The following is a 25,998-nucleotide window of genomic DNA, read 5'->3' as shown; positions in this document are numbered from 1 at the left end:
GCTTTTTTTATGATGACGCACGCTGTCATTGCGGGTAAGGCACCCAGTCGCCGCCGTTGAGGCGGACGTAAGGTTTACCTTGATACATCATGACGATGGCGTTGTCATTCTCCGACACGACGGCACTTTGCGGAAGATGTTGCACCAATGCCTGCCAGTCTACGCTGGGTTGGCTGAAGATCTTGCCGTCGAGGGTGCGGGCGACCAGCTCGGAGAGGGCCAGATAGCTGCTGGGCTGGCTAACGATAACCGGGGCCGTCGGCGCCGGTGCTTTCATGCCGCTAAAGATGATCCCGACCGGTACATGGGTGATCGCCGGGCTGGGAATATCGCGTAGCCCCGCCATCTGCATCTTGTCTCCGACCACCGCGGCGCCATGCTCGGGAACGATCATTACCATCACGCGACGCCCCGACTTCTCTAACTCCGTCAGGAAGCTATTCAGTTGATCGAGTAGGTCTTGGGCACGCGGTTTGAAATCCGCACCTTGGTGGCTACCGAGGAAACGGTTGCCGTCGTGTAGGGGAATTAGGTTAATAAAGCTGGCACTACGGACATCACCCTGTTGCTCGGTATTGCTCAACCAGCGTTGGAGTAGCGCCAGATCGTTGGTGATAGGTTCACCATTGAAGGCGGTTAGCTCGCTCGGTAGACCAGTATTGGCGCTGAGAGGGGCTTGTATGTTGCCGTATTGACGCAGATGTTGCAGATAGTCACCGAATACCCCGGAATGATCCAGCGCGAGCTCTTGGCGGAATCCCAATCGAGCCAGGTTTGTCATCAGATCGCATTGTGTCGAGACTGGACTATAGAGCGCTTTATGCGAGGGTTGGCCGCAGCTAGCACGCATGATGCGGATAGCGGCCGGGCCGCTATAGGCGGTGGCCGAGTTGAAGTTACTGAACAGAATATCCATGCGTTTCCACAGTGGGTGATCCTGTAAACCGACGGCCTGAAGGTCACTCCAGGAGAGCGAGCAGATATTCAGGATCAGCAGATCGAACGGCTGAGATCCCGCCGGAAGCACCGTTGGAAAATGGGTTTGTCGCTGTTGCTCGCTGGCGTAAAAGCGATTCAACCAGTCGTTAAGGTTCTGATTGCTTGGCGGCGCACTCTGGGGCGGAATGTCTGCCGTACTGCTCTCTGCTGCGGTCATGCCAGCGCTCACGCTCGCCATTTCCTGGCGTGTCGTTACGCTGGATTGCGCCTCTCGCGCGTCGGCAGAGAAGCTAAGTTGCGGCACGCCTAGCGCCCCGAGGTTGACCCAGAGCAGGGCCGCAATCGTAAAGGTGGTGATGCGGAGCCACTGGGCAAGAAACAGATAGGCGACGCCGATCACCAGTGCTGCGCCGATCATATTCCAGTTGATGAATCGTCGGGCGAGTTCTAATACATAAGGTGCGCTGAAATGACTCCACATCGCCCGCTGATGAATGATGCTATTCAGCCCAGGTAGCCAGGTATCGTAGTAAAACAGGGCCAGGCCAATGGGTAATGCCAGCCAGTTACGTAGACGATGTAGGTGGCTCGATGGCAGAGGAAACAGGAGGAAAGCCAGAAACACCAGGTTGGCGAAAGGGTGAAAGTTAAGGTAGCCGTACCACAACAGCGCCAGCTTGAGCAGGAAGTAAAGATTCCAGCCGCCTAGCCCGCGCCAGTGGTAGCCCCGATCGGATAACATGCTCTTCGGCTCAGTGTGTTTTGCCATGTTTATCTACCGTTGCTGAGAGAGGGCGGCGGTGTAGCACCGTAACCGGTTTAAGATAACGTGTCGGCATGAGTCTCTGCCGTAGTGAACGTAACGGGTGGGGGCAGCGCCGGTGTAAGTAAAACCCGGCGGGTAGCATCACCAGTGCGCATAAGGCGATCAATTGCAGGATGTCCGTTATAGTGATCATTGCGTCACCTCCGCTGAAACGCGACCCAACACAATCGGTGTGGGGAGGCGTCGTGGCTGGGGCCCCTGGTGTTGTTCTGGCGCCTCGCAGAATGAGGGGGCCGGCGTGTCGAGCGCCGGTCTCGCTGAGGGCGCTTGATCGCGCATGCGCGTCAGTTCCAGAAGCAGTTCGCCATCTTGGTGCCAGATGCGGTAGCTACTGAACAGCTCGGCGATCGATAAGGGAAAAATAGATCGCAAGGCCGTCTTCAGCTCATGGGGGCGACAATAGGCGAGAAACAGTACCAAACGCTGTTGGTCAAGGGTGATCAGATCTCCGTCACGCCGCACGCGGCAGAGCGCGAGAAGTTGCTCTGCCTCCATCCCGGAGACGGGCTGCAAGGAGACCAAGGTCCCGCGCCCATTGTGCGGTAACAGGGGATTATCGAGCAGATCGAGCAGCAATGTGCAGAAACGTAAATAGGGCTGATAACCACGCAGCTTGAGGGGGCGTAGCGAGTTGAGTAGTGTGGTGATATTCGCGGGCACGTGACGCGGAAAGGTATGCCCCTGTAACCCTTCGATGATGACTAAGGTATTGGATAGGGTTGCCCCCAAGGGAATGACCGTATTCGCGCCGCAGGCCAGTAGCAGGCGCTCATCGCTGCTGCGTTGCTTGGTCGTCAGCTCGCGCACCACGATTTTTAGCGCATTGCCCCGTTGACGTCGTAATGTATGGATTTGGCGCGCCAAATCGTCAACTTGATCATTTTGCGCAAGGGAAAACAGCAGGGTGGCCGCTTGCGCCGTCAGGGCCGCGGTAAACAACTCTTGATTCGACGCGAAGAGATGCCAGTGTTCAGAGAACGGGGGGGCACCCTCTAGCGCGGCGTTATGCGCAAGATACTCCTGTTCATCCTGATGAGGCTGTAGCATGATCGTCGCATTGTTAGCAACCTCCCAGCCCTGTGGCGTGGCGATCAGTTCGATATTCTGCTGAGCGGAAACGCCGGATGTATTACTCCAGAAGGCGACATCATAGCGCCAGCAATCTAATTGCCAGCGTAGACTGACTAATCCGTAAAGTTGCCGATTTAAGGGAATTAATTGATTGCGTAATGAATCAGTTCCCATACCGTGGTTAAAAATGAATAGCGTCGCGTTGTGTCGCTGTAATACGTCGCTAATACGCTGGAGCCACTCTGCGAGCCAATTTGCCGGCTGATGCACTAATGCCGCAGCGGGGAGCAAGAGCAATAGCAGATGGGGGCGTTGATTGAGGAGGCGGCTCAACTCATTAGGGAATGCCATCAATGCTGACGGTGTCGGCGCCAGGCGATAAATCGCTAATGATTCGGGCCCTTGTTGATAGCCCTCTTCCAGTATCGACGCGGCCTCACCCCCAACATCGATGAGGGTAACGCGAGCGACCGTTTGCTGCGCCTGGATCGTTTGGCGGCATAGGCTGAGCACATCTTGCGTCCGATCGCACCCTAACCAGTAGAGGCCATGTAGCTGCCCAACTTGTAGCTCGTCCCACAGTTGCGAGATGCCGAGAGTAAATGATTGTGCCATGGCGTATCGACTTTGCGTGAGTAAAGGGTTAGTCCATCTCTAATATCAGAGAAATATCTCGTCTAATTAAAATATTAAATAATAAACATGCTTATAAATTCTGTTTTGCATTCTGGCCGCGTCCTTTTTTTACCTTGCTATACTCATTTAAACCATAGCTGAATTTTTCTGGTTAGCAGAATGCATGAACAAACAAACTCTCGCTTGGATAGCGATCCATTGGCGTCGGAAGATCTGTCTGCGCTGTATAAGATATACGGTGCGATGAAGATTGAGTATGTCAATGTTGTGCGAATGGAGCACATAAATAGAGTATTTGAACGCTGGCCACTGTTGGCCGAGTGCCGTAATCAGACTCAACAAAGGGATTGACCGCTATGACGATCGTGGCGCTACAGGGGTTACATGGCGGAGTCGGTACGACCAGTACCGCTGCGGCGCTGGGGTGGGCGCTTCATCGATTGGGGAAGCGAGTCCTGGTGGTGGATGCCACTCCTGACGATCAATTGGCGATGCATTTTAATTTACCCCTCTCTGAGCGCGGGGGGTGGGCCAGCGCATGTTTGGCGGGCGGAGCCTGGCAAGAGACGGCGTGGCGTTATGCGCAAGGGCTCGATTTTCTTCCCTTCGGCGCCGTCGCGGCCGATCACTTGCCTAGGCTAGCGGCAAGCCTTCACCATTCCGAGGGGCTGTCTGCCTTCACGCTATTACGTGATGCTTATGACTGGATCGTGTTGGACATCGGGAGTGGTGAGCATGCATTAACGCGTCAGATGACGGCCTGGAGCGAACTCTTGATCGTGCTGGCGCTTGCCGAGGCGAACTGTCATCTGCGCTTACATCGCCAGGCGCTCCCCCGCGATGCCCATCTGCTGATTACCCAGCTATTACCCAGTAGCGTGTTGCAGGAGGACATTTACTTACTCTGGCAGCAAACGCTTCCGGCGCTGATTCCGTTGGTACTGCATCGTGATGAGGCGATGGCCGAGGCCGCGGCCAGTAAGCAGCCGGTGGGCGAGTTCGCCCCCCATTCGCTGGTGGCTCAGGAGATCACGAGTCTGGCGGCGTGGTGTCTATTGCAGGCGCGAGCGGAGCCAAATCAGGATCCGGGAGGGACGACGCCATGATGCACGTGCTGGATGTGCTATTGGCGGCGGATGCCCGGCGAGCATGGATTCATCGCTATCGCGCTTACCGTGAGCATGGCGCGTCGTCGTTCTCGGCGGGGGTGGGCTGCTGTTGGGTGGCGTTGGCCTGGGCGATCCTCTGCCTGGAGTCACCGGCTTGGCAAGCGGTACGCCAGCAGCGTGCGCGTTGGTTTCCGCATATTGATCCGTTACGGCCACGCTTGCTCGATCCGTTACGTTACCTGCTACAAGGTCTTTGGCTGGTATCCATCGGTCGTCCGGCGTCGATGACCCTGCTGGGATGGGTACGGTGTGGCTATCGGCGTATGCTGCAATGGCTGGCGGCCTTACCATCCCGCCTGGCACCGCACAGTGAGGATGACGTCTCCCTATTGTCGGCACTCCCTTCCGGGTTGCGTCGCATCATCCTTGCGGTCGTGATTTTGCTCGCCTCGGCGCTGGCGCTGTTATGTATCTCGCAGCCTTTTGATCTCGTGTCGCAAGCCATCTTCGTGCTGTTACTGTGGGGGTGCGCCATGGTGATCCGCCACATTCCCGGCCGGTTTACGACGCTGCTGCTGGTATTGTTATCGATCACCGTCTCCTGCCGCTACATCTGGTGGCGCTATACCACTACCCTGAATTGGGATGATCCCTTCAGCCTGATCTGTGGGCTCCTATTGCTGGCGGCCGAGAGCTATGCCTGGGTCGTGCTGGTGTTGGGCTATTTCCAATCGATCTGGCCGCTGAATCGGCCACCGGTGGCCTTGCCGAAAGATGTGACGCAGTGGCCGACGGTCGACATCCTCGTTCCTACCTATAACGAGGATTTACGCGTCGTCAAACCGACCATCTATGCCGCCCTGGGTATCGACTGGCCGCGGGATCGCATCAATATTTATCTGTTGGATGATGGGAATCGTGAGAGTTTCCGCGATTTTGCCCAGGAGGTGGGGATCCACTACATCGCCCGCCCGACGCATGAACATGCCAAGGCGGGGAACTTAAATTATGCGCTGAAGCGGATCACGGGGGAGTTTGTCGCGGTGTTTGACTGTGACCATGTACCGACTCGTACCTTCCTACAATTGACCATGGGCTGGTTCCTGCGTGAGAAGCGACTGGCCATTTTGCAGACGCCGCACCATTTCTTTTCCCCCGACCCTTTCGAGCGCAATCTCGGGAATTTCCGGCGGACGCCGAACGAAGGGCAACTGTTCTATGGTTTGTTGCAGAATGGCAACGACATGTGGAACGCCGCCTTCTTTTGTGGATCTTGTACCGTATTACGCCGTTGCGCACTGGATGAGATCGGCGGCATCGCCGTCGAAACCGTCACCGAGGATGCGCATACTTCGCTGCGCTTGCATCGTCAGGGGTGGTCATCGGCCTACATTCGCATCCCCTTGGCCGCGGGCTTGGCAACGGAGAGCCTGTCAGCCCACATTGGCCAACGTATGCGTTGGGCACGCGGTATGACACAGATCTTTCGCCTCGATAATCCCTTCTTGGGGCGCGGATTGAGTATGGGGCAGCGCCTGTGCTACGCCAACGCCATGTTGCACTTTCTCTCCGGGATCCCACGCTTGATCTTCTTGCTCGCGCCATTGGCATTCTTGTTGTTCCATACCTATGTCATCTTCGCGCCAGCGCTGGCGATCATCCTGTACGTCCTCCCGCATATGTACCACTCCAGCCTCGCGCGAGTCCGCCTACAGGGACGCTATCGCCACTCTTACTGGAATGAGATTTATGAGACGGTGCTGGCCTGGTATATCGCCCGGCCGACCTTAGTCGCGTTAATCAATCCGCGTAAAGGCCGCTTTAATGTCACCCAGAAGGGGGGGCTGGTGGCGCAGAATCATATGGATTGGGTGATTTCCTCGCCCTATCTCATCCTGGTCCTGCTGAATGTGTTGGGGTTGCTGTTCGGTGCTTGGCGCCTGCTATTTGGGCCAGAGAATGAGCTATTTACCGTGCTGCTGACCGTCGCATGGGTGATGTATAACCTGATTATTCTCGGGGGCGCCGCCGCCGTGGCGGTTGAAGTGCGGCAATTGCGCCAGGCGCATCGCGTCGAAATGGCGATGCCTGCCGTGTTGATGCGCCATGATGGGCACCTCTATCCCTGCACGCTGCGTGACTATTCCGATGGCGGTGTCGGTGTGGAGCTTGCCGATGATCGTCTAGTCTTACAGGAAGGTGAGCCCATTTCCTTGTTGTTACAGAAGGGAACGGAGAGTTTCGTCTTCCCCATCACCGTGACGCGTGTGTTTGGTCGTCGTGCCGGGTTGCGCTTAGAGGGATTAAGCGTCGCGCAACATATCGCTTTTGTGCAGTGTACCTTCGCCCGCGCCGATACCTGGGCGCTGTGGCAACAGGCGATCCCGGAGGATCACTTAGGCGGTGGATTTGTCACTATTTTGCGTTTGGTCGGCCGGGGTTATCGCAATCTTGCGGAGTATGCGCCGGCCCCGTGGAGTACACCGATCGTGGCGGTAGTTCGTCTGAGCGCTTGGCTGCTCTCTTTTCTGCCACGCCCGGTCGCGCGTCAGCCGAACGCCTAGTATCGACGGTCGACACGGCGTGAGTAGGTATTAACTAATGGAGTTACGGAGATACCCATGATGAAGAGCCTTCCCCTATTGTGGGCTGCTACGGTGTTAGGTGTGAGTATGCTGGCGCAGGCTGAATCTCCGTCGCCCCTGACTACGGAGAGCACGGCGACGGATAGCACACCGATATCGGTGACGCCGCCCCCCTTGGCCGCCGAGCGTATGACGACGGACGCGGTGTCGCCAGCGGCCCCTGTCGTGGCGTCAACGGATATGTCGGCGCCACGAGCGACCCAGACGCTGGATCTGACACAGCTATCCTCGGGACCGACGGTGTTGCGCGCCGATAATCCCAACGCCTATATGGAGTTCGGCGTCGCACGTGACCAGTTGGTGACGCGCGCCATCCTTAACCTGGAGTTTACCCCGTCGCCTTCACTGGTCCCGTTGATCTCCCAGGTAAAACTATTCTTGAACGATGATTTGATCGGTGTGGTGACCGTGGAAAAGGCGCAGTTGGGGCATGCAAATCAACTCCAGATCCCCATCGATGCCCACTATATTACCGATTTTAACCGCATCCGACTGGAGTTTGTCGGCCGTTATCAGCCGTATCGGATGTGTGAAAATGAGTGGCATCCGACGCTATGGCTGGCCATCGGTAAGAACAGTAGCCTGACCTTAGAGACGCAGGCGTTGGCGGTACAGAATGATCTGGCGCTATTCCCGCGTCCCTTCTTTGATCGCTTCAGTAAGGCGGCGCTGACCCTGCCGGTGGTGTTTGCGGCTCAGCCGGACTTGGCACAGCAGCAGGCCGCCGCGGTGTTAGCTTCCTGGTTTGGCGTCCAGGCGCAGTGGCGTGGCCAGCGTTTCCCGGTGCTGTATAACCAGTTGCCGGATCGCCATGGGGTCGTGTTCGCCACCAACACGTCTCGTCCCGACTTCTTGCGTGACTACCCGGCGGTGAAGGGGCCAACGGTCGCGATGATGTCTCATCCGAATAATCCCTATATTAAGCTGTTACTGATCCTGGGGCGCGACGATAACGATCTGATGACGGCGGTGCGTGGCCTTGCTCAGGGTAATGCCATGTTGCGAGGGGATCGCGTCGCCATCGATCAGGTCGAGACCTTGGCGCCCCGTCAGCCTTACGATGCGCCTAACTGGGTGCCGACCGATCGGCCGGTGACCTTCGGCGAGCTGCAAGACTATGACGAGCAATTGCAATCTGTCGGCATCCGCCCCGCGCCGATCTCGTTGACGCTGAACCTGCCGCCCGATCTCTTTTTGCATCGCAACGCCTACGTGGATATGAACCTCAAGTATCGCTATACCCAGCCACCGTTTAAGGATGGCTCGCGGATGGCGGTTAGCATCAATCGTCAGTTCGTACAGGCATTCCCCTTGGTGCCGACGGAGAACGAGGGGCAGGCGGTGTTGCATATCCCGCTGATTCAGGGACTGATCGATAAACTGGATCAGGTCACCATTCCGGCGGTGAAGTTAGGGATTGAAAACAATCTGCGCTTCGACTTCGATTATGTGGTGCCCTATCTGACGCCGGCGAGCGGCGAGTGCGTCTCTTATCAGCCGCTGCCGAATACGGCGGCCATCGAAAAAAGTTCTACTCTCGATCTGTCGGGTTTCCGCCATTTCATCGCCATGCCGAATCTGCGCAGTTTTGCCAACGCCGGCTTCCCCTTTAGCCGCCTGGCCGATCTGTCGCAGACCCTGGTGGTCGTGGCTTCGAAGCCCTCGCCGATTCAGGTGAGCACGCTGCTGGCGACCCTGGGAAACATCGGCGCTCAGACCGGTTACCCGGCATTAGCGGTCACCTTGAGCGACGATGTTGCTCAGGCGCGTGCGCAGGATCGCGACATCTTGGTGATCGGGCGGATTCCGTCGACACTGCGTGATGCCGATCGGGTGGCGATGTTGGTCGATGCAACCCAGAGCTGGCTGATGAGTCCGATGAGTAATACGGCGCCGGATAACACCATTCCCGATCCCGATGCCCAACGTCCGGCCGCGAAAACGACATTCAGCGCCCAGGCGCCTCTGGCGGTGATCGTCGGCTTCGAATCGCCGTTCAGTGCGCAGCGCAGCGTGGTCGCGTTGCTGGCGGATGATCAAGCGGGCTATACACTACTCAATGAGGCGTTGATCGATAAGGGGAAAACCGCCGCCATGTATGGGTCGGTCGCTATCGTGCGTAGCTCCGGTGTCAATAGTCTACGAGTCGGTGATATTTACTATGTCGGTCATCTGCCGTGGTGGGAACGGCTGTGGTATACCTTCTCCTCACACCCATACATTTTAGCCGCATTGGCATTGCTGGCGATCGTATTGGTGAGCCTGGTGCTGTGGCGTGTGCCGAGCTGGCTGCGTCGCCGCCGTCTGGAGTCCGACGAGAGGAGATAAATGCATGAGGGAATATGTCTGCCGAGCCTTGATGGCCGTGGTCTTGCTGGGCGCTAGCGCCGGCGGTGTCCTGGGGGCGGCCTGTGAATGGCCGGCCTGGATGCAGTTTCGCCAGGATTACATCACGCCCGACGGGCGGGTGATCGATCCCAGTACGCCGCGCCAGGTCACCACCTCGGAGGGACAAAGCTACGCCTTATTCTTCGCGCTAGTGGATAACGATAGGGCGCTGTTCGCTCGGTTACTGGCCTGGACCCAGGACAATCTGGCGCAAGGAAGCCTAAAACAGCGCCTTCCGGCTTGGCTCTGGGGACGGCACGACGATGGCCAATGGCGGGTATTGGACAATAACTCCGCGTCGGATGCCGATTTGTGGATCGCTTACACGTTGTTGGAGGCGGGACGGCTATGGCAGGAGGAGCACTATCAGCGGCTGGGGATCGCCTTGCTGGCCCGCATCGCCCGCGAAGAGGTGGTTGCCTTGCCCGGTTTCGGCATGATGCTGTTACCGGGACGCTATGGCTTCCGACGTGGCGCCTTGTGGACCATCAACCCCAGTTATCTGCCCCCGCAGATCCTGGCGCGCCTCGCGCCATTACATGGTCCTTGGAACCGTTTGCAGTACAGTGCGCTGCGTATGCTGCAGGTGACTTCACCGCGCGGCATCGTGCCGGATTGGACCAATTGGCAGCGTAATAAGGGCTGGTTAGCGACGCCGGGGCGCGCCTATATCAGCGGCTATGACGCGATTCGCGCCTATCTCTGGGCTGGTATGCTGGCCGAGGGGGCGCCGGCGAAGCGCACGCTGATCAAGCATTGGCAGCCGATGGCACAATTGAGTGAGCAGTTGGGGTATATCCCAGAAAAGGTGGGCGTTCTCGATGGCGTGCCACAAGGTGAAGGTAACGTCGGTTTCTCCGCCGCCATGTTGCCATTTTTAGCGGCGAGTGAGAGTCCTTTGCTGGCGACGCTACGCCAGCGAGTACTGACTAACCCGCCAGGTAAGGATAACTACTACAGTTCAGTCCTGATGTTGTTTGGTCTCGGCTGGGATCAGCAGCGTTTCCGTTTTAACCTACAGGGTGAACTGGTGCCAAATTGGGGTGCCACATGCGTCGTTTCCCACTGAGTCTGAGTGCGCTGCCGGTTGCGCTAGCGTTGAGTGGTCCGCTGAGTGCCGGCGAGGTGAATGCGACCGACTGGCTGTTGGAGCAGGTGCGTATTGGCGAGGCTGAGCAGCGTTATGATCTGGTGATGCAGTCACTCGATCGGCTGATGATGATCGCCCCGAACGATCCTGAGGTCATCATGGCGCGCATACGTTTGTTGCTGCGTCAAGGTAACACCCAGGGGGCCGGGCAGTTGGCCGACCAGCTCTGTCTGCCGGCTAACCAGGCGGCGGTCTGTCAGCGTGCGCGGATGTTGCTGGCGTTGAACACGCCGCAGGGGCGCCAGGCATTACAGCAGGCGCGCCTGTTGGCCACGGCTGGCCAGTATACGGCGGCCGTGGCGGCCTATGATGCCCTATGGCAGGGGGCGCCGCCGCCCTTGGATCTGGCCGCAGAATATTGGCGAACCGTCGCTCGTCTTACGGGGCAGACGCCACGCGCGATCGCGGCACTCCAGGCGTTAAATCAGCGTTATCCTTACGATGTCGCTGTCGCAGAGACTTTAGTGAAGCTGCTGCTATCGCAGGGGCAGCAGCAAGAGGCCGACGCGCTGTTGATGCGCATGGCGGAGAATGAGGCGACGCGTCCTCGCGCCGCCGCGATCGGGTTGGCACAGATTCAGCGCATGCCGCCGGGGAGTGAGCGTATTGCGGCGTTACGCCGTTATATTCAACGCTTCCAAGGGGTGCCGCAGGCGGTGGCCGATGCCGAGACATTGCTCCAGGCACAGCTGGCGGCGACTCAACCGGGCGCTGAATCGGCTCCTACCGCAGCGGGTGAAGCCTCGCCGAACGCCGCCACTCAGTCCATCCCCGCTCAGGCGGGTACCCAATCGCTCCCTGCCGCAGTGGGTGAAACCTCGCTGAACGCCGCCACTCAGCCCGAGCCCCCCGCTCAGGCGGTGAATAATAATGGGGCCGCCTTGGGGGCATTGGCGGAAGCATATTCGCAACGCGGGGAGCGCCAACAGGCGATCACACTCTTCGAACGCGCCATCGCCGCCGCACCGGATAGCGATCAACAGGGGAAGTGGCACAGCCTATTGAAGACCAATCGTTATTGGCTGCTCGTTAAGCAGGGCGATGAGGCGTTAGCGGCGCGACGTTATGATGAGGCGCGCCAGAAGTACCGCCAAGCACAGGCCTTGGACGGTCAGGAGGCCTATGCCCTGATCGGTCTGGGCGATGTGGCCGCGGCACAGGGTGATCTGGCCAGCGCCGAGCGGACGTATCAGCGAGCATTACAGCTCGATAGCAACAACGGCAGCGCCTTACGTAAGTTAGTGGGCGTTTACCAACAGCAGTCGCCCGATAAGGCGTTGATGTATTTGCAACAGTTACCTAGCGCGCAACGCCGCGCCCTCAAGGCCAACTATCAGTCGTTGCAGAGTGATGCATTGCAACAGCAGGCCGCTGTTTTGGCGGGGCGCCAGGCGTGGGGACCCGCACTTGAGCGCCTGACGGCGGCACAACAGCTGACGCCGGATGATGTTTGGCTGAATTATCGCTTGGCCGGTACGCTGGTCAGCGCGGGACAACCGCTACGTGGCGATGCCTTGATGCAGCGGATGGCACAGCGTTTCCCGCACGATCGCGATCAAATCTATGCGCATGCCCTCTACCTTTCATCACGCGATCAGACCCAGCAGGCGGAGGCGGTGTTACGGCAGTTGCCGCGCGACCAGTGGAGCGACGGGATGCAGGCCTTGGCGCTACGTTTGCAGGCAAACCGTATCTTGGCGCATGCCAACCAGCTACGCGATGCGGGCGATGAGACGCAAGCGATCGCTTACTTACAACGCCAACCCTCCTCTCCGGCCATCGATCTGACCTTGGCCGATTGGGCCCTGGCGCGCGATGACTATCACACCGCCTTACAAGGTTATCAGCAGGTGCTGGCCCGAGATCCGCAGAATGCCGATGCGCGTCTCGGGATGATAGAGACACGCGTGGCACAGGGGGACTATCCGGCGGCTCGAGCCGCCTTGCAAAACGAGCCACCACCGCGTGTACCGGTCGATCTCGGCACGCAACGGCGTCTCGCCAACGCCTGGGCTGCCAGTGGCGATCCGGCACAGGCGCAGCGTCTCTTCGATCCGTTGTTGTCCGAGGCGCGACGCACGCCGGGAATGAATGGTGCTTTGCTGTTGCGCGATGATGCGCGTCTGGCGCGCCAGTTGGGGCAGACCCCTCGGGCGCAGGACGATCTGCGCGCGGCGATGGGCGTGGCGGCGATCGGCGAAGTTGCCGCCCAAGATAACGAGGGTTTTACGCGTCTTACGCGTATCGATAGCCAAGATGATTGGCTTAAACGCAGTATTCGATCCGATAGCGCCGATCTCTATCGGCAGCAGGAGGTCCGTTTCACCCTGGAGCATGATTACTGGGGATCGAGTGGTAGCGGCGGCTATTCCGATCTGAAGGCGCATACGACGATGCTACAGGCCGACATGCCGCTTTATGACGGTCGACTGTTTGCCCGTAGTGATCTGGTCGATATGGATGAGGGGCGCCTGTCGGGCGGAGCCTACCAGGATAAATTCGGTAGCTGTTACGTGAATGGTTGCCCACCCGGCGAGCGGCAACGCAGCACCGGCGCTAGCCTGGCCATCGGCTGGCAAAATGCGGACTGGCAGATGGATTTGGGCACCACCCCCATCGGGATGCGTGTGGTGGATTGGGTGGGCGGAATCGCTTACAACGGCGACTGGCGGAATATTGGCTGGACGCTGGAGGCTCATCGGCGTCCACTGTCCAGTTCATTGCTGGCGTTGGGAGGTCAGCGTGATCCCGCTAGCGGTACGGAATGGGGCGGGGTGCGACGCAATGGCGTGACGTTGAACGCCAGCTATGATCGTGGTGGCCCATCGGGGTTGTGGGGGGCGTTGAGTGCCGATTACTTGACGGGAAAAAATGTCGAGAGTAATAGCAGCGTGCGCTGGATGGGGGGCTACTATTATAAGCTCATCAACGAAGATCATCGTCGTGTTAGCGTTGGGCTGAGCAATATGCTCTGGCACTACGATAAAGATCTGAGTGGCTACACCCTAGGACAGGGGGGGTACTACAGCCCGCAGCAGTATCTCTCGTTTGCCATTCCGCTGAATTATCGCCAGCGTACGGAGAACTGGTCGTGGGAGTTGGGTGGCTCCGTCTCCTGGTCCTATGCGCGCACCGCGGATCAGCGGCGTTATCCGTTGCAGAATTTGATCGAGAGTAGCCGAGTGCCCGATTATGATGTTAGCGATCCCGGCAGTAGCAGCAACGGCTTCGGTTATACGCTACGCGCTATCGTGGAGCGGCGTCTGACGAGCCATTGGTTTGTGGGGGCGGGGGTCGATATTCAACAGGCCAAAGATTATACCCCGAGCCATGCCCTAATTTATGTGCGCTACTCGGTTCAGGGATGGCAGGGTGATATGGATCTGCCACCGCAGCCACTTCGCCCCTATGCCGATTTCTAACCTCAGTGACGTGCGCCGTCACCCACGAGATGCGTCGTGGGTGGCGTGCCGCACCTCTTTCTACGCGATTACCGCGTCGGCTCCATCTGCGTGACTTGGGTATATGAACCGGATGCACGAAGATCTTTAGTGCCTTTTATCCTAGTTAATAACGCGAGTGAATCCAGTATACTCGGTCCGTTTGAGGCGCTAGGCCGCACAGGGGTGCGATCGCGTGACCTTAAGCGGATTTTGTGTGCGGAGAGAGAGTTTGCGAGTCAGTCGTTCCTTAACCATAAAACAGATGACGTTGGTGTTCGCCGTCGCCTTGACGACGATCTGCATCTTCACCGTGATTCAGCTGTTTCACTTTGTGCAGCAGCGTAAGGATGACTATGGCCAACAATTAGTGAGTATGACTGCATCGGTACGTCAGCCTTTATCCGAGGCGATATTGAATATGGATGTGGTCAAGGCGCAACGGTTACTCGCAGGCTTACAGCCTGCCGTCATTTTATCTCATGCCGAGGTGATATCACCTACCGGCACGCTGTTGGTGCTGCATACCTCGTCCACCAAAGTTCGCCCGGTCCCGAGTTGGGTGAGTCGTCTATTTCAGCTACCGGTGCAGGTTCGTACTCCATTGTATGGGGCGGATCGGGGGCATGCAGCATCGACTCAGCCGCTGGGCTATCTGGTGTTGCAAGCGGATAATTTCCGTCTTTACCGTTTTATTATCAGTACCTTTGCGACGCTGGTGTCAACCTATCTGTTGCTGGCATTGATCCTGACCGTATCGGTTAGCTGGTGTATGAATCGATTGTTGGTTCATCCCTTGCGTGCGCTGGCGCGTGAATTACGCAATATGCCGCTAGATGCCCCGAATTTCCCGCCGTTGACGCTCCCACGTCATCATCATGACGATGAGTTAGGGCAGCTCGTGCGCGCTTATAATCGTCATCAACAGGCTTTGCTGCAGGCGCGTCAGACGTTGAGCCAGCTATCGACGCATGGCTGGCAAACGGATCTGCCCAACTCTGCGTTATTTGTCTCGTTATTGGAACAGCGGCGCGGGGAGCCGAGTGTGTTGATGGTGAGCATTCCGACCTTACAAGAGGCAATGGGCGTGTTGAATACCGCACAGCGCGAGCAGTTGATGGCGACGTTAGTCACGCGTCTGCGGGGGGAGATCGCGCCGGATGGGCTTCTCGCCCAGGCGAGTCAGGATCGTTTCTTAATTGCGGAGTGGGGTGTGTCGCAGCCGGAGGTGATCCGGCAACAGGCGCATCAACTGATGACGCGCCTGATCCAGCCTATCACCGTGGATAATCTGACCCTACGCCCGGTCATTGCCATCGGTATCGCCCTTGGCTCTACCCCATCGGTGACATCAGAGGGCGAATCGAGTCAGGCTGATCGATTATTGGCGCAGGCCCATTCCGCGCTACACAGCGCCTTGGCCGAGGGAAAAAACAGTATTCGTTTTTTTGAGCCGGAGTTGGCTGAACAGGTGACGGTGCGCCTGACTCAGGAGGCGGCGATCCACGATGCCTTACAGCGAGGCAATTTTGCCCTCTATCTACAGCCCCAGATCGATTTGCGTAACGGGCAATTAGTGGGGGCGGAGGCGTTGATCCGCTGGCGTCATCAGGATGGTCATTACGGCGAACCCTCGCAGTTTATTCCGCTGGCCGAAGCATTCGGCGGTATCGTGGCGTTAGGGGAGTGGATGCTCGATGAGGCGATACATATTTTACTCGAGTGGCAACGTGGCGGATTGATGATCCCGTTATCGCTAAATGTGTCGGCGGTACAGCTGGTCGATGAGCATTTTAGTCAGCGTGTGGTACGCCTGTTACAGCAGCATGCGATTGCCCCGCATCGTTTGCACCTGGAGGTGACCGAAACCGCCTATATCGACGATATGCATAAGGCTGCCGAGCTGCTGGGGCGTTTGCGTGCGCAAGGCATACGGGTGGCGCTGGATGACTTTGGTATGGGCTATGCTGGACTGAACTATTTGCGCCATCTTCCCATCGATATTTTAAAGATAGATAAGAGTTTCATCGATCCGCTTCCGTCGGATGGCGCGCTGGTGCACATTGTCGGTTCGATCGCCGAGGTACTCTCCCTAGAGGTCGTGGCGGAAGGGGTGGAGAATCAGCAGCAATGCGATTGGCTATTGGCGAACGGTATCCACTACGCCCAGGGGTATTACTTCTCCCCGGCGCTTTCCCTGCCTGAGTTTGTGGCGCGCTATCCGAGCGCTCCTCGCCACTGAGTCAGCCCTGCGATCTGCCATGCAGTATAACCATATAGTGAACATGGTTAATCTTTGCAGGGCTTTATTCGCTTCAGCTCATATATTTGATTAAATAATTTTTATAAATGAAATACTACGTTTCAATATTGTTATCTTGATGTTACTTTTGATTGCATGCAATACCCGCCCATCGGGATGCAAAAGCTGTACGTTCGTACCCGACCAGGAATATAAACCATGATAAAAAAAATCTTTTCTAGCCTATACTTACAGGTGTTGGTGGCGATTACTATCGGCATCTTACTCGGCCATTTCTATCCCGAGTTAGGTGCACAGATGAAGCCACTGGGTGATGGCTTCGTTAAATTGATTAAGATGATCATCGCCCCCGTCATCTTCTGTACCGTCGTGACCGGTATCGCTGGCATGGAGAGCATGAAGGCCGTAGGACGAACTGGCGCTATCGCATTACTCTACTTTGAAGTCGTGAGTACCATCGCCCTGATCATCGGGCTGGTGGTGGTGAATGTGTTGCAACCTGGCGCAGGGATGAACGTTGATCCGAACGCGTTGGATGTGAAGGCGGTCGCGGTTTACGCCGATCAGGCCCAGCAACAGGGTATCGTCGCCTTCTTGCTGGATGTCATCCCGAGCAGTGTGATTGGCGCTTTCGCCAGCGGTAACATCTTGCAGGTCTTGTTGTTTGCGGTCATGTTCGGTTTCGCGTTGCACCATTTGGGCGAGAAGGGGCAGTTGATCTTTAATGTCATCGATAGCTTCTCCAAGGTTATCTTTGGCGTGATCAATATGATCATGAAGTTAGCGCCCATCGGAGCATTCGGTGCCATGGCCTTCACCATCGGGAAATACGGTGTCGGCACCCTGGTGCAGCTGGGGCAGTTGATCCTGTGCTTCTATCTGACCTGTATTCTGTTCGTGGTTTTGGTCTTGGGCAGCATCGCCCGGGCGACGGGCTTCAGCATCTTCCGCTTTATCGGCTACATTAAGGAAGAGCTGATGATCGTGCTGGGAACCTCCTCCTCAGAGTCCGCCTTGCCGCGCATGTTGGACAAGATGGAGAAGGTCGGTTGCCAGAAATCGGTGGTTGGCCTGGTGATCCCGACTGGCTACTCCTTTAACTTGGATGGGACCTCGATCTACCTGACCATGGCCGCGGTCTTTATCGCTCAGGCGACGAACGCCCACATGGATATCTGGCATCAGATTACTTTGTTGGTGGTGTTGCTTCTGTCGTCGAAAGGCGCCGCCGGCGTGACTGGCAGTGGTTTTATCGTGCTGGCAGCGACGTTGTCGGCGGTGGGGCATTTGCCCGTCGCCGGATTGGCCTTGATCCTGGGTATCGATCGCTTTATGTCCGAGGCTCGCGCCTTGACTAACCTGATCGGTAACGGCGTTGCGACTATCGTGGTGGCTAAACGTTGCCGCCAGTTGGATGAGAAGCAAATGCAGGCGGTGTTGGGTGGCAATCCCGGCGCGCTGAAACAGCCTATCGCGTAATCTTTCCCCCCTCGTCATTCAAATCCCCCGGCTTTTTGTTACCGGGGGTGAATGTCTCGCCCCCACGGCTTGATGCCGTCGGGGGCATCTTTATAATAAGTCCATCGATTCTGCTAGGTAGAATTTTTTCTTTAACGTTTGCGATTTTGTCTGTTTCCCGTGGTCTAACGGAGCAGCACTTATACGCTACTGTTACGTATTTGACCGATTTAAGTAGGGGTTCACATGCAATACACCAAATGGCGTCTCATGATTGGTGGGCTGGCGCTGGCCATGGTTGGCACCAGCGTGCACTCTGAAACGCTACAGCCCGACCCCGCATGGCAAGAAGGCAAACTGGCGAATGGTTTCTCTTGGCAAATTCTGGCGACGCCGCAACGACCGTCCGATCGTATTGAATTGCGGATGATCGTGAATACCGGTTCATTGTCCGAGTCCGCGCCGCAGACGGGGTATGCCGCGTTACTGCCGCGTCTTGCCTTGGCGGACAGTAAAGGGTTTAGCGCCACGGCGTTGCATGACTTCTGGCAACAGGCGATCGATCCGGTACACCCGTTGCCGGCGGCCATCACCTCCTATGATTACACCAGTTACAACCTCAGCCTACCGAATAACCGTCCGGAGCTATTGAAAGAGGCGCTGCGCTGGTTGGCGAATACCGCCGCCGATCTCGAGATTAACGATGCCACCGTCGCGGCGGCGTTACAGGGCCAGGATAAACGCGTGGCCACCTTACCGAGTGAGGCGAGTGATCCGTGGTGGCGTTACCGTCTGAAAGGCTCCAACTTATTGGGGCATGAGCCGGGACGTCCGGTCACACTGCCATTAGCGGCGGCGAAGCTGCAGCAATTTTATCACCAGTGGTATACCCCTGACGCGATGACGCTGTATGTGGTCGGTAACGTGGATGCGCGCGCATTGAGCGAGCAGATCAATCAATCGTTCGGCTCACTGCCGGGTAAGCGGGAGACACCGGCTACGGTACCCGCACTGCCGGCGTTGGCCGCGGCACCGCTTAATCTGATCGCTGACGACGCCAAGCAGGATACCTTGTCGTTGATCTGGGATGCGCCGTGGCAGCCGATCCGTGACTCTCAGATGCTATTACGTTATTGGAAGAGCGATCTGGCGCGTGAGGTTCTGTTTTGGCACTTGCAGCAGGCGTTGGCGAATAGCGCGTTGAAAGAGACCGTCAATTTAAGCTTTAACTGTCAGGTGCAATACCAGCGCTCGCAATGTGCCATTCATCTGGACACCCCTCAGGCGGCGTTGAGTAAGACTCTGGCTTTTATCACCGAGAAGATGGCGGCGGTACGCAACGAGGGCGTGAGTCAACAGGCGTTCGACACACTGCTGGCACAGAAACATGAGCAGTTGAGCCACTTATTCGCCACCTATGCGCGTACTAACACCGATGTGCTGATGAGCCAGCGCTTGCGTTCTCAGCAGAGCGGTGTGGTCGATATCGCGCCCGAGGCTTACCAGAAGTTGCGCCAGGCGTTCTTGAACGGCATGACCCTGGATGAGTTGAATCAGGAGTTACACGCTATCTTGTCGCGTGAGCCGGCGATGGTATTGCGCCAACCGCGCGGGGAGACGGAGGAGAATGTCGGCAAGATGCTGGAGAACTATAACCAGATTATGGGGCTAGTCGGCGAGGAGAGTAATGCCGTAACCGAGATGGCCGAGGCGCAGCCGCATCCTGCCGCCGCAGAGAATCCGGCCCAACCTCTCGCGCAGTGATCCTCCCTTCGGAACGCACAACGCCGGCATTAGCCGGCGTTGTTGTCTTCACGCGATGCGGATTAGTCTGGCATGGCGTGGCGTGGGATGATGGCGCCGCGATGTTGGATCACGGTGCTGGCCGTCAGATGACCGCGGGCGGCGGCGGATGGTGCATCGCCGCCTAAGAGGCGGACGGAGAGGTAGCCGGCACTGAAGGAGTCGCCAGCGGCGGTGGTATCGACCACGCATTCTTTCGCCAGCTTCACCGCAGGGATCTCATAGCGCTGCGCGCCGATAGAAACCAGGCAGGCATCGGCACCGCGTTTGATGACGACTTCGCCGACACCTAAGGCGTGAGTCCGCTCCAGTACCGCATCCAACGGTTGTTCTCCCCACAAGAGATCTTCGTCGTCTAAGGTCAGGAAGGCGATGTCGGTACAGGCCAGCATGGCACGATAGGCGACACGCGCTTGTTCCGCATCGGCCCATAGGCGCGGGCGATAGTTATTGTCAAAGATCACTTTGCCGCCCTTGTCGCGGCAGCGTTGCAACAATAGCATGAGCCGCGCACGGCTGGCCTCATCGAGGATGGCCAGGCTGATGCCGCTGAGATAGAGATAGTCGAACTCGGCCAGGCGATCACAGATGGCATCGGCTTCGACACTTTTTAGCCAGTAGCGGGCGGCGGCATCATTGCGCCAGTAGTAGAAGGTTCGCTCCCCATGATCATCGGTCTCGATGACGTAGAGGCCCGGCAGCTTATCGCTCATCCGTTGGATCAGGTCTGTCTCCAATCCCTCCTGCCGCCAGGCATCGATCATCTCGCCACTGAAGGTGTCGCAACCCAGGGCCGTAACGTAGTGGACAGCCAGGCGTTCTGCTGGCACTTGACGGGCCAGGTAGACGGCGGTGTTCAGGGTATCGCCGCCGAAACCGCGCGCCAGATCCGCGCCTTTCTGGGACAGTTCAATCATGCATTCGCCAATAATGGCAATCTTTGCGCTCGTCATGGGGAAATCAGCCCGTGGTAACCAGAGGAAAATGGCCTCTAGTTTGTCGAGGGGAAATAGCCTCGTCAATAAAAATAAAACAATGTTCTGTTTTTATATGATTGGGATCTAAAAATGCCCGTAGGGTGGCGATGCGTCGCGCCCAGTGACGCCGGTTAAAGCTTTTGTCATACATGCCGATAATTGAGCAGTACGCCAGTCGCTGGGGCACAGGATGGTAGTTATTCAGACATGAATGGATGGGAGAGGTATGAACATTGGCAATATCGTGTCTGGTGGCGGAGGCGTGGCATCTGCGTTGCGTAGCGACTTAACAGCCAGCGCTTACTGGCAAGACTGTGTGCGCGAATATACTTTTCAGCCCATTTACTATACCTGTGGCCGTCCTTTAGCTATCGAGTTGCTGACTCGCGTCGTCCATCCGACACAGCCTGAACGCGGCCTCTCTCCTGAGCACTATTTCGCCCATATTCCGCTATCGTTGCGCCTACAGGTGCTGCTAGAGCAGATCCGTCTGGTCTATCGCTGGCGCCAGTTCCTCGGACAGCGTGAATTGTTCGTTTCGATTAACGTCGATGGGCAAGTGCTGCATGCCTTGCAGGAGGAAGAGGAGGCGGCAGCCTTAATCGAACAATTACCCTTCTTACGCTTTGAGGTCTTAGAGCATGTGCAGGGCAGCGCGCCGATCCATGAGTTGGCCGAGATCCATCGCCTGTGGTTGGATGATTTCGGTAGCGGCCTTGCCAACTTCTCGTCACTGATCGATGTGCGCTACGAGTTCGTCAAGTTGGACCGCGCGGTGTTCGCGTTGCTGTGCCAGACCCCAGAAGGCACCGAGCTGTTTATGGCGCTGGTCGCGATGATGCGCCAATATTCGCGCGGTGTGATCGTCGAGGGGGTCGAGAATGCTCAGGCTTGGCATCTGGTACAGCGTTCCGATGCTTGTGCCGCTCAGGGGTACTACCTCTCTCGCCCATTACAATTCGAACGGCTACCGCTGTTACCACCCCGTTTCGCCGGTTAAGGTGTCCCTGCGCTCTGAGGATAGAGCTGTGGGCAACGATGATCCTGGATAGTTTCGATCGAGGCGAGGTTGCCACGCCAGAGTGCGCGGCGTGTCGCTAATAAGATCAATTGGCCATCGGGAGCCGGCAGTAGCGCCAGTCCATAGTCGGCCATCGCGTCAGGTGTACCTGCGAGCTGGGCGAGCAGGATAAAAGGACTCTCCCTTTCCAGCGTCGCGTTGCTCAAGCGTCGAGCCCAATAGCGCTTCCCTTCAATATCCCCGATCCGCCGCCACTGTGTGCGGAGGGTTGGATAGATACGCCATAAGTCGGTGACGATATGTTGACGAGTACAGGATAGGTGGATGTGTAGCTGATCCTGGGTTCGCCCATAACGTGAATTAATGGTCAGTGAGAGGAGGCGATCGGGAATGGCGCTGCCGTAACGTTGGCTGAGTAGATCACGGTTGTGCCAGGCCGCGGCCAGGTAGTTGGGTGTTGCGGGGCTGAGGAGCTGGGGATCCTCGATGCCACTGTTGCGTCGGGTGGGTAATAAGAGATATTGCAGGATACCATTTCGATCCTTCAGTAGGACGTACCCCTGTTTCGTATCCACGCGGGCGCAGGGCGTGGGAACCCCCGTTGTGCTCTGATGGGGGAGGCACTGCTGGCTCACGATGCGCCACAGTGCATCGCTCTGCGGACGGTAGAGCAGGAACAGCACGGCCACCACAGGAAGGAGAACGATGAATAAAACGAGCGCATATTGATACTTGCGGGGTATAGACATGCAGACTCCTGGTGGGGTGGTCACGGGTGAAAAACAGGCCTCATCGGGCTTAGCGTGGGGATAACGTGCCCTGAGTGCATTATGCTAGCCTTTCATAAGGCTATTTATGTGATGCCGTAGTCATTATTTTCTTTATTTTTTACTCTGTATCATACAGATGACAATGTATTTAAAATAGCATCAATCTATTATTGAGCTGATATTTGCATAAAAAATAACTTGAATTTACAATGAGCGTTCGAATTATACGCGTTCCCCAGCGGCGACCACTAAAGGTAAAAATATGCTCGATGTTGATGTGAGTGTGATACGGACTTTTCTGACCGTGATGGATACGCGTAGTGTGACCCTGGCAGCAGAGTTATTGGATAGCTCCACCGCTTCGATTAGCCGTGCATTGAAAAAAATGCGTGATGCATTTAACGATCCACTATTTATCCGGACTAAGCAGGGGCTAGAACCCACCGCGTTGGCCTACAATATCACGCCTAATTTAGCACAGGCTTTAAATAATATTCAGAATGCCGCGAATCTGACCAATGGCATTCATCAAGGCGATCGGCGTCAGACACGATTAAAGTTGAGTATGTCTCCACTGTTAGAATTTTATCTAACCAGTTTGTTGCGTCGTCATCACTATCCGTTCGATAACGTCGAGTTGATGACGGAAACGCACGATGGTGACTTAACACGCGATATCAGTCGACTGCGTTCGCGTAAAATTGATCTCAGCTTCACACCACAAAAATATGCCGATTGGATGATTACGAATGTCCCGGTGCTTGATGTACGTCCGGTCGTAGTCTGCCGAGTCGGACACCCGCGCATGGCTCCTGGATTTAGTCGTGAGCAACTGGCACAAGAGGAGTACCTGAGTTTAACCATGTGGCCCTCGTTATTCGAGGATGATGAGGTACTCAATCCCCACCGTAAGGCGCCGATTTACTCCAGCTCCTCGTTGCTAAACTTGATGATGATGGCGGCGACGACGGATTATATCTTGGTCTGTGGTCAGCAATTCGCCCATGAGTTTGCCCGGATGGTACCGTTACAAATATTAGCGCATCCACAACGAAAATCACGCGGTACAGTATATGCGCATTATCATAAAAGCCGCAGTAGTGATACGAGTATTCTGGAGTTGATAGATATCCTGCGGCAGGGTGTGGCTGACTAGGCTGAGGATGACTGAGCAAAACCATCTGTGATTTTTTAACGCCGAAAGATAAATCGGCGTTTTTTTATTTCTAGCATACAGCCACGATGGACTAACCAGATCGGATTATTCTTTCTGTGTAGCTTGTCACAGAAGTCCGGGATGACGTAAAAATGATTAAACTCACGGCCTGTCACGCCAGACATTCTGCGTGATACGCTGAATCTTTCTATGACTTTATCTATTGTTATCTGTCGATTTTTCTTTGCTTCTACGAGCGATATTTCACTTTATGTAAAGTGTATTTACGGTAGAGAGAGTTGTTGTTATGCCTACGGCTGATTTTAAATAGCAAAAATAATATCTAGTTAAGCGCTATGAGTTGTGGCGGGTAAGATGATAGGGATGTGGCGATGACACATTGATACGATCCCTATATACCCGTGAATCATTTTTTACCAGGTGTTCTGAGGCTGGCGTCTTGGGACGGATATGACACAAGGTCATCCTGGTGTCGACAGGGATAACAAGATGGATTCACTATCTGCGTGTTTATCAGAGTCATTCATGGTGAATACCGATCGCGCGGCGATCCGTGTTCTTTCTGATGATCAGATGTTTATTTCTGGCGTCTGTGCATTGCTGGCACGCGTGGCGCCGTGTGGACAGGGAGCGATATTGGACGATACACGAGAACAGATGTTGTTTATCGACCTGAATCATCTCACCCACTCACTGTTTCATCTCGTTCGTGCCTTGGCTCACCTTCCCTCCTCTTATCGCGTGGTGTTCTGGACGGCGCAACAGCCGGCACATACTCTTAATTTCCTTCGATTAATCGAGAACGCCAGTTTTATTCATAAGAAGGCTTCGTTATTGGATATCGAGCACGCTATGCGTGAAATCCTCTGCGGGCAGCGTTTTATTACCCCGCAAGTTAAACATACCTTTATGTCGTCGAATGGGCCGGGACGGGTGAGCGAAGAGACCTTTACCATCCTGGACAATATGATGAGTGGTGTACGGGTCAAGTGTATCGCCGCGAAGCTGCACACCGCCGATAAGTCGGTATACAGCAAGATCCGGCAGTTTCGCGAAAAGCTGTCGTTGCTGCGTAAGAGCGACTTCCTGAGTTTTATTCACGATATTTCATAAGCGAAGAGCCTGCGGCGCAGGCTCTTTATCGCTCAGATGAGAGAGGATGGCGGGCTTAGCGTTTGTCTTCGCTCTGACATAGCTGGCTGTCTCGATGCTGACGTGCTAATGCGAACTCAATCAGGCGGGTGATCAGCGTCGGGTAGTCGATGCCACAAGCCTGCCACAGCTTGGGATACATGCTGATATTGGTAAAGCCAGGCAGCGTGTTGATTTCATTAATGATAACCTCACCTTCCTCTGTCAGGAAGACATCGACACGGGCCAGGCCGCGGCATTCGAGCGCCTGAAACGCCTGCAGGGCTATCTGACGCACACGCTCGCTGCTCTCTGGCGTCATCTGTGCCGGTACGACAACCTGCGCACCCTGAGCGCTGATGTATTTGCTATCGTAGCTATAGAAGTCGCTGTGTAGAATGATCTCGCCACAGACACTGGCCTGCGCGGCTTCATTACCGAGGATAGCGCACTCGATTTCACGGCCAACGACGCCGAGCTCGATGATCACCTTATGGTCAAAGCGTAATGCTTCGGCGATAGCGCGGGCATACTCTTCGGCGTTACGTACCTTACTTACCCCGACCGAGGAGCCCTGATTGGCCGGCTTGACGAACAGCGTCGAACCTAGCTGACGGCTCAGTGTCTCGTAGTCATAGTCTGCCTGGGTGTCACGGGTGAGAGTCACGAACGGAGTGACGGGTAACCCGGCATCGCGCAGCAGACGCTTACAGATGTCTTTATCCATGCAGGCGGCGGAGCCGATGATATCGGAACCGACAAAGGGCAAGTTCAGTATTTTCAACATGCCTTGCAGGCAGCCATCCTCGCCCTGTGTGCCGTGCACGATAGGGAAGATGACATCCAGCGAAGGCAAGCTCTCACCCGTCACGGTGTCGATCAATTGCCCACTGTGGGCACCAGGCAATACGGCCAGCCGATGCGCGCTCGCGTGATTCAAGGCGATATGTTGTGGATCATCTTCATGGCTCAGATAGCCGTGCTCCGGACAACGATACCAGTAGCCTTGTTTGTCGATCCCGATCAGCATCACGTCAAAACGTGTGTGATCGATCGCGGCGACGATGTTTTTTGCCGATTGAAGAGAAACTTCGTGTTCGCAGGATTTACCGCCGAACACGATGCCAACGCGAATTTTTGCCATGACCCAATCCGAATAACTCACCAAAAATAAAAGAGGTTTTACCATATCGC

18 protein-coding genes are annotated in these 25,998 nt (G+C 56.3%); 12 read left to right on the top strand and 6 right to left on the bottom strand.

Annotated features, from left to right (window positions below; all coding sequences use genetic code 11):
- Positions 1 to 25: 25 nt before the first annotated feature.
- The 3 genes from bcsG to bcsE are packed head-to-tail and all read right to left on the bottom strand — an operon-like array spanning position 26 to position 3,451.
- The gene (gene bcsG, locus ACEQFP_RS05480) at positions 26 to 1,708 is read right to left on the bottom strand and encodes a cellulose biosynthesis protein BcsG (protein ID WP_068870207.1); all 1,683 of its coding nucleotides are present in this window, start codon (positions 1,706 to 1,708) and stop codon (positions 26 to 28) included.
- On the bottom strand, positions 1,692 to 1,898 hold the full coding sequence (bcsF, locus tag ACEQFP_RS05475) for a cellulose biosynthesis protein BcsF (protein WP_005290815.1): 207 nt from the start codon (positions 1,896 to 1,898) through the stop codon (positions 1,692 to 1,694). Before bcsF ends, bcsG begins: the two co-directional genes overlap by 17 nt.
- Entirely contained in the window at positions 1,895 to 3,451 is a 1,557-nt protein-coding gene (bcsE, locus tag ACEQFP_RS05470; protein WP_370547131.1) for a cellulose biosynthesis protein BcsE, read from the bottom strand. The genes bcsF and bcsE overlap by 4 nt, the downstream gene beginning before the upstream one ends.
- 180 nt (positions 3,452 to 3,631) lie before the next feature.
- Here bcsE and bcsR point away from each other — a divergent pair, with 180 nt between their 5' ends.
- The 9 genes from bcsR (at position 3,632) to ACEQFP_RS05425 (ending at position 19,689) form a co-directional block, all read left to right on the top strand.
- The gene (bcsR, locus tag ACEQFP_RS05465) at positions 3,632 to 3,823 is read left to right on the top strand and encodes a cellulose biosynthesis protein BcsR (protein ID WP_005290809.1); all 192 of its coding nucleotides are present in this window, start codon (positions 3,632 to 3,634) and stop codon (positions 3,821 to 3,823) included.
- Between the two features lie 5 nt (positions 3,824 to 3,828).
- Positions 3,829 to 4,578, top strand: a complete 750-nt coding sequence (bcsQ, locus tag ACEQFP_RS05460) for a cellulose biosynthesis protein BcsQ (RefSeq protein WP_068870203.1) — start codon at positions 3,829 to 3,831, stop codon at positions 4,576 to 4,578.
- The gene (bcsA, locus tag ACEQFP_RS05455; protein ID WP_047058954.1) at positions 4,575 to 7,145 is read left to right on the top strand and encodes a UDP-forming cellulose synthase catalytic subunit; all 2,571 of its coding nucleotides are present in this window, start codon (positions 4,575 to 4,577) and stop codon (positions 7,143 to 7,145) included. The genes bcsQ and bcsA overlap by 4 nt, the downstream gene beginning before the upstream one ends.
- A gap of 57 nt (positions 7,146 to 7,202) precedes the next feature.
- Positions 7,203 to 9,554, top strand: coding sequence for a cellulose biosynthesis cyclic di-GMP-binding regulatory protein BcsB (bcsB, locus tag ACEQFP_RS05450; protein ID WP_005290799.1), 2,352 nt, complete (start codon positions 7,203 to 7,205; stop codon positions 9,552 to 9,554).
- A 4-nt stretch (positions 9,555 to 9,558) separates the two neighbouring features.
- Positions 9,559 to 10,683 carry a cellulose synthase complex periplasmic endoglucanase BcsZ gene (bcsZ, locus tag ACEQFP_RS05445; RefSeq protein WP_005290796.1) on the top strand — a complete coding sequence of 375 codons (1,125 nt, stop codon included), beginning with the start codon at positions 9,559 to 9,561 and terminating at the stop codon, positions 10,681 to 10,683.
- Complete coding sequence (gene bcsC, locus ACEQFP_RS05440) at positions 10,665 to 14,186, top strand: cellulose synthase complex outer membrane protein BcsC (protein ID WP_396463977.1); 3,522 nt, start codon at positions 10,665 to 10,667, stop codon at positions 14,184 to 14,186. The genes bcsZ and bcsC overlap by 19 nt, the downstream gene beginning before the upstream one ends.
- Positions 14,187 to 14,436: 250 nt before the next feature.
- A complete protein-coding gene (gene hmsP / locus ACEQFP_RS05435; protein WP_370547132.1) occupies positions 14,437 to 16,446 on the top strand; it encodes a biofilm formation regulator HmsP in 2,010 nt (669 codons plus the stop codon).
- Between the two features lie 219 nt (positions 16,447 to 16,665).
- A complete protein-coding gene (locus ACEQFP_RS05430; protein WP_047058958.1) occupies positions 16,666 to 17,946 on the top strand; it encodes a dicarboxylate/amino acid:cation symporter in 1,281 nt (426 codons plus the stop codon).
- Positions 17,947 to 18,171: 225 nt separating this feature from the next.
- A complete protein-coding gene (locus ACEQFP_RS05425) occupies positions 18,172 to 19,689 on the top strand; it encodes a pitrilysin family protein (RefSeq protein ID WP_005290785.1) in 1,518 nt (505 codons plus the stop codon).
- Between the two features lie 62 nt (positions 19,690 to 19,751).
- On the opposite strand, the gene ACEQFP_RS05420 is transcribed toward ACEQFP_RS05425, so the two are convergent.
- Positions 19,752 to 20,681 carry a sugar kinase gene (locus ACEQFP_RS05420; protein WP_005295552.1) on the bottom strand — a complete coding sequence of 310 codons (930 nt, stop codon included), beginning with the start codon at positions 20,679 to 20,681 and terminating at the stop codon, positions 19,752 to 19,754.
- Positions 20,682 to 20,931: 250 nt separating this feature from the next.
- On the opposite strand from ACEQFP_RS05420, the gene pdeH reads away from it, so the two are divergent.
- Entirely contained in the window at positions 20,932 to 21,705 is a 774-nt protein-coding gene (gene pdeH / locus ACEQFP_RS05415; RefSeq protein ID WP_005295548.1) for a cyclic-guanylate-specific phosphodiesterase, read from the top strand.
- Here the strand turns inward: pdeH and ACEQFP_RS05410 are convergent.
- On the bottom strand, positions 21,702 to 22,475 hold the full coding sequence (locus ACEQFP_RS05410) for a CDP-diacylglycerol diphosphatase (RefSeq protein WP_005290777.1): 774 nt from the start codon (positions 22,473 to 22,475) through the stop codon (positions 21,702 to 21,704). The two genes, pdeH and ACEQFP_RS05410, sit on opposite strands and share 4 nt — an antisense overlap.
- 283 nt (positions 22,476 to 22,758) lie before the next feature.
- On the opposite strand from ACEQFP_RS05410, the gene ACEQFP_RS05405 reads away from it, so the two are divergent.
- Together ACEQFP_RS05405 and ACEQFP_RS05400 are read left to right on the top strand one after the other, a co-directional pair.
- A complete protein-coding gene (locus ACEQFP_RS05405; protein WP_005290774.1) occupies positions 22,759 to 23,652 on the top strand; it encodes a LysR family transcriptional regulator in 894 nt (297 codons plus the stop codon).
- 546 nt (positions 23,653 to 24,198) lie between these two features.
- Positions 24,199 to 24,786: a response regulator transcription factor gene (locus ACEQFP_RS05400; RefSeq protein WP_005290769.1), complete on the top strand. Its 588-nt coding sequence runs from the start codon at positions 24,199 to 24,201 to the stop codon at positions 24,784 to 24,786.
- Between the two features lie 55 nt (positions 24,787 to 24,841).
- On the opposite strand, the gene ddlA is transcribed toward ACEQFP_RS05400, so the two are convergent.
- The gene (gene ddlA / locus ACEQFP_RS05395) at positions 24,842 to 25,948 is read right to left on the bottom strand and encodes a D-alanine--D-alanine ligase (protein ID WP_005295542.1); all 1,107 of its coding nucleotides are present in this window, start codon (positions 25,946 to 25,948) and stop codon (positions 24,842 to 24,844) included.
- Positions 25,949 to 25,998: the final 50 nt, after the last annotated feature.

Source organism: Edwardsiella sp. A.80236 (genome assembly GCF_044540725.1).
Taxonomy (GTDB): domain Bacteria; phylum Pseudomonadota; class Gammaproteobacteria; order Enterobacterales; family Enterobacteriaceae; genus Edwardsiella; species Edwardsiella tarda.
The sequence above is the reverse complement of the archived record's forward strand: the minus strand, read 5'-3'. Positions and strand labels throughout refer to the sequence as shown.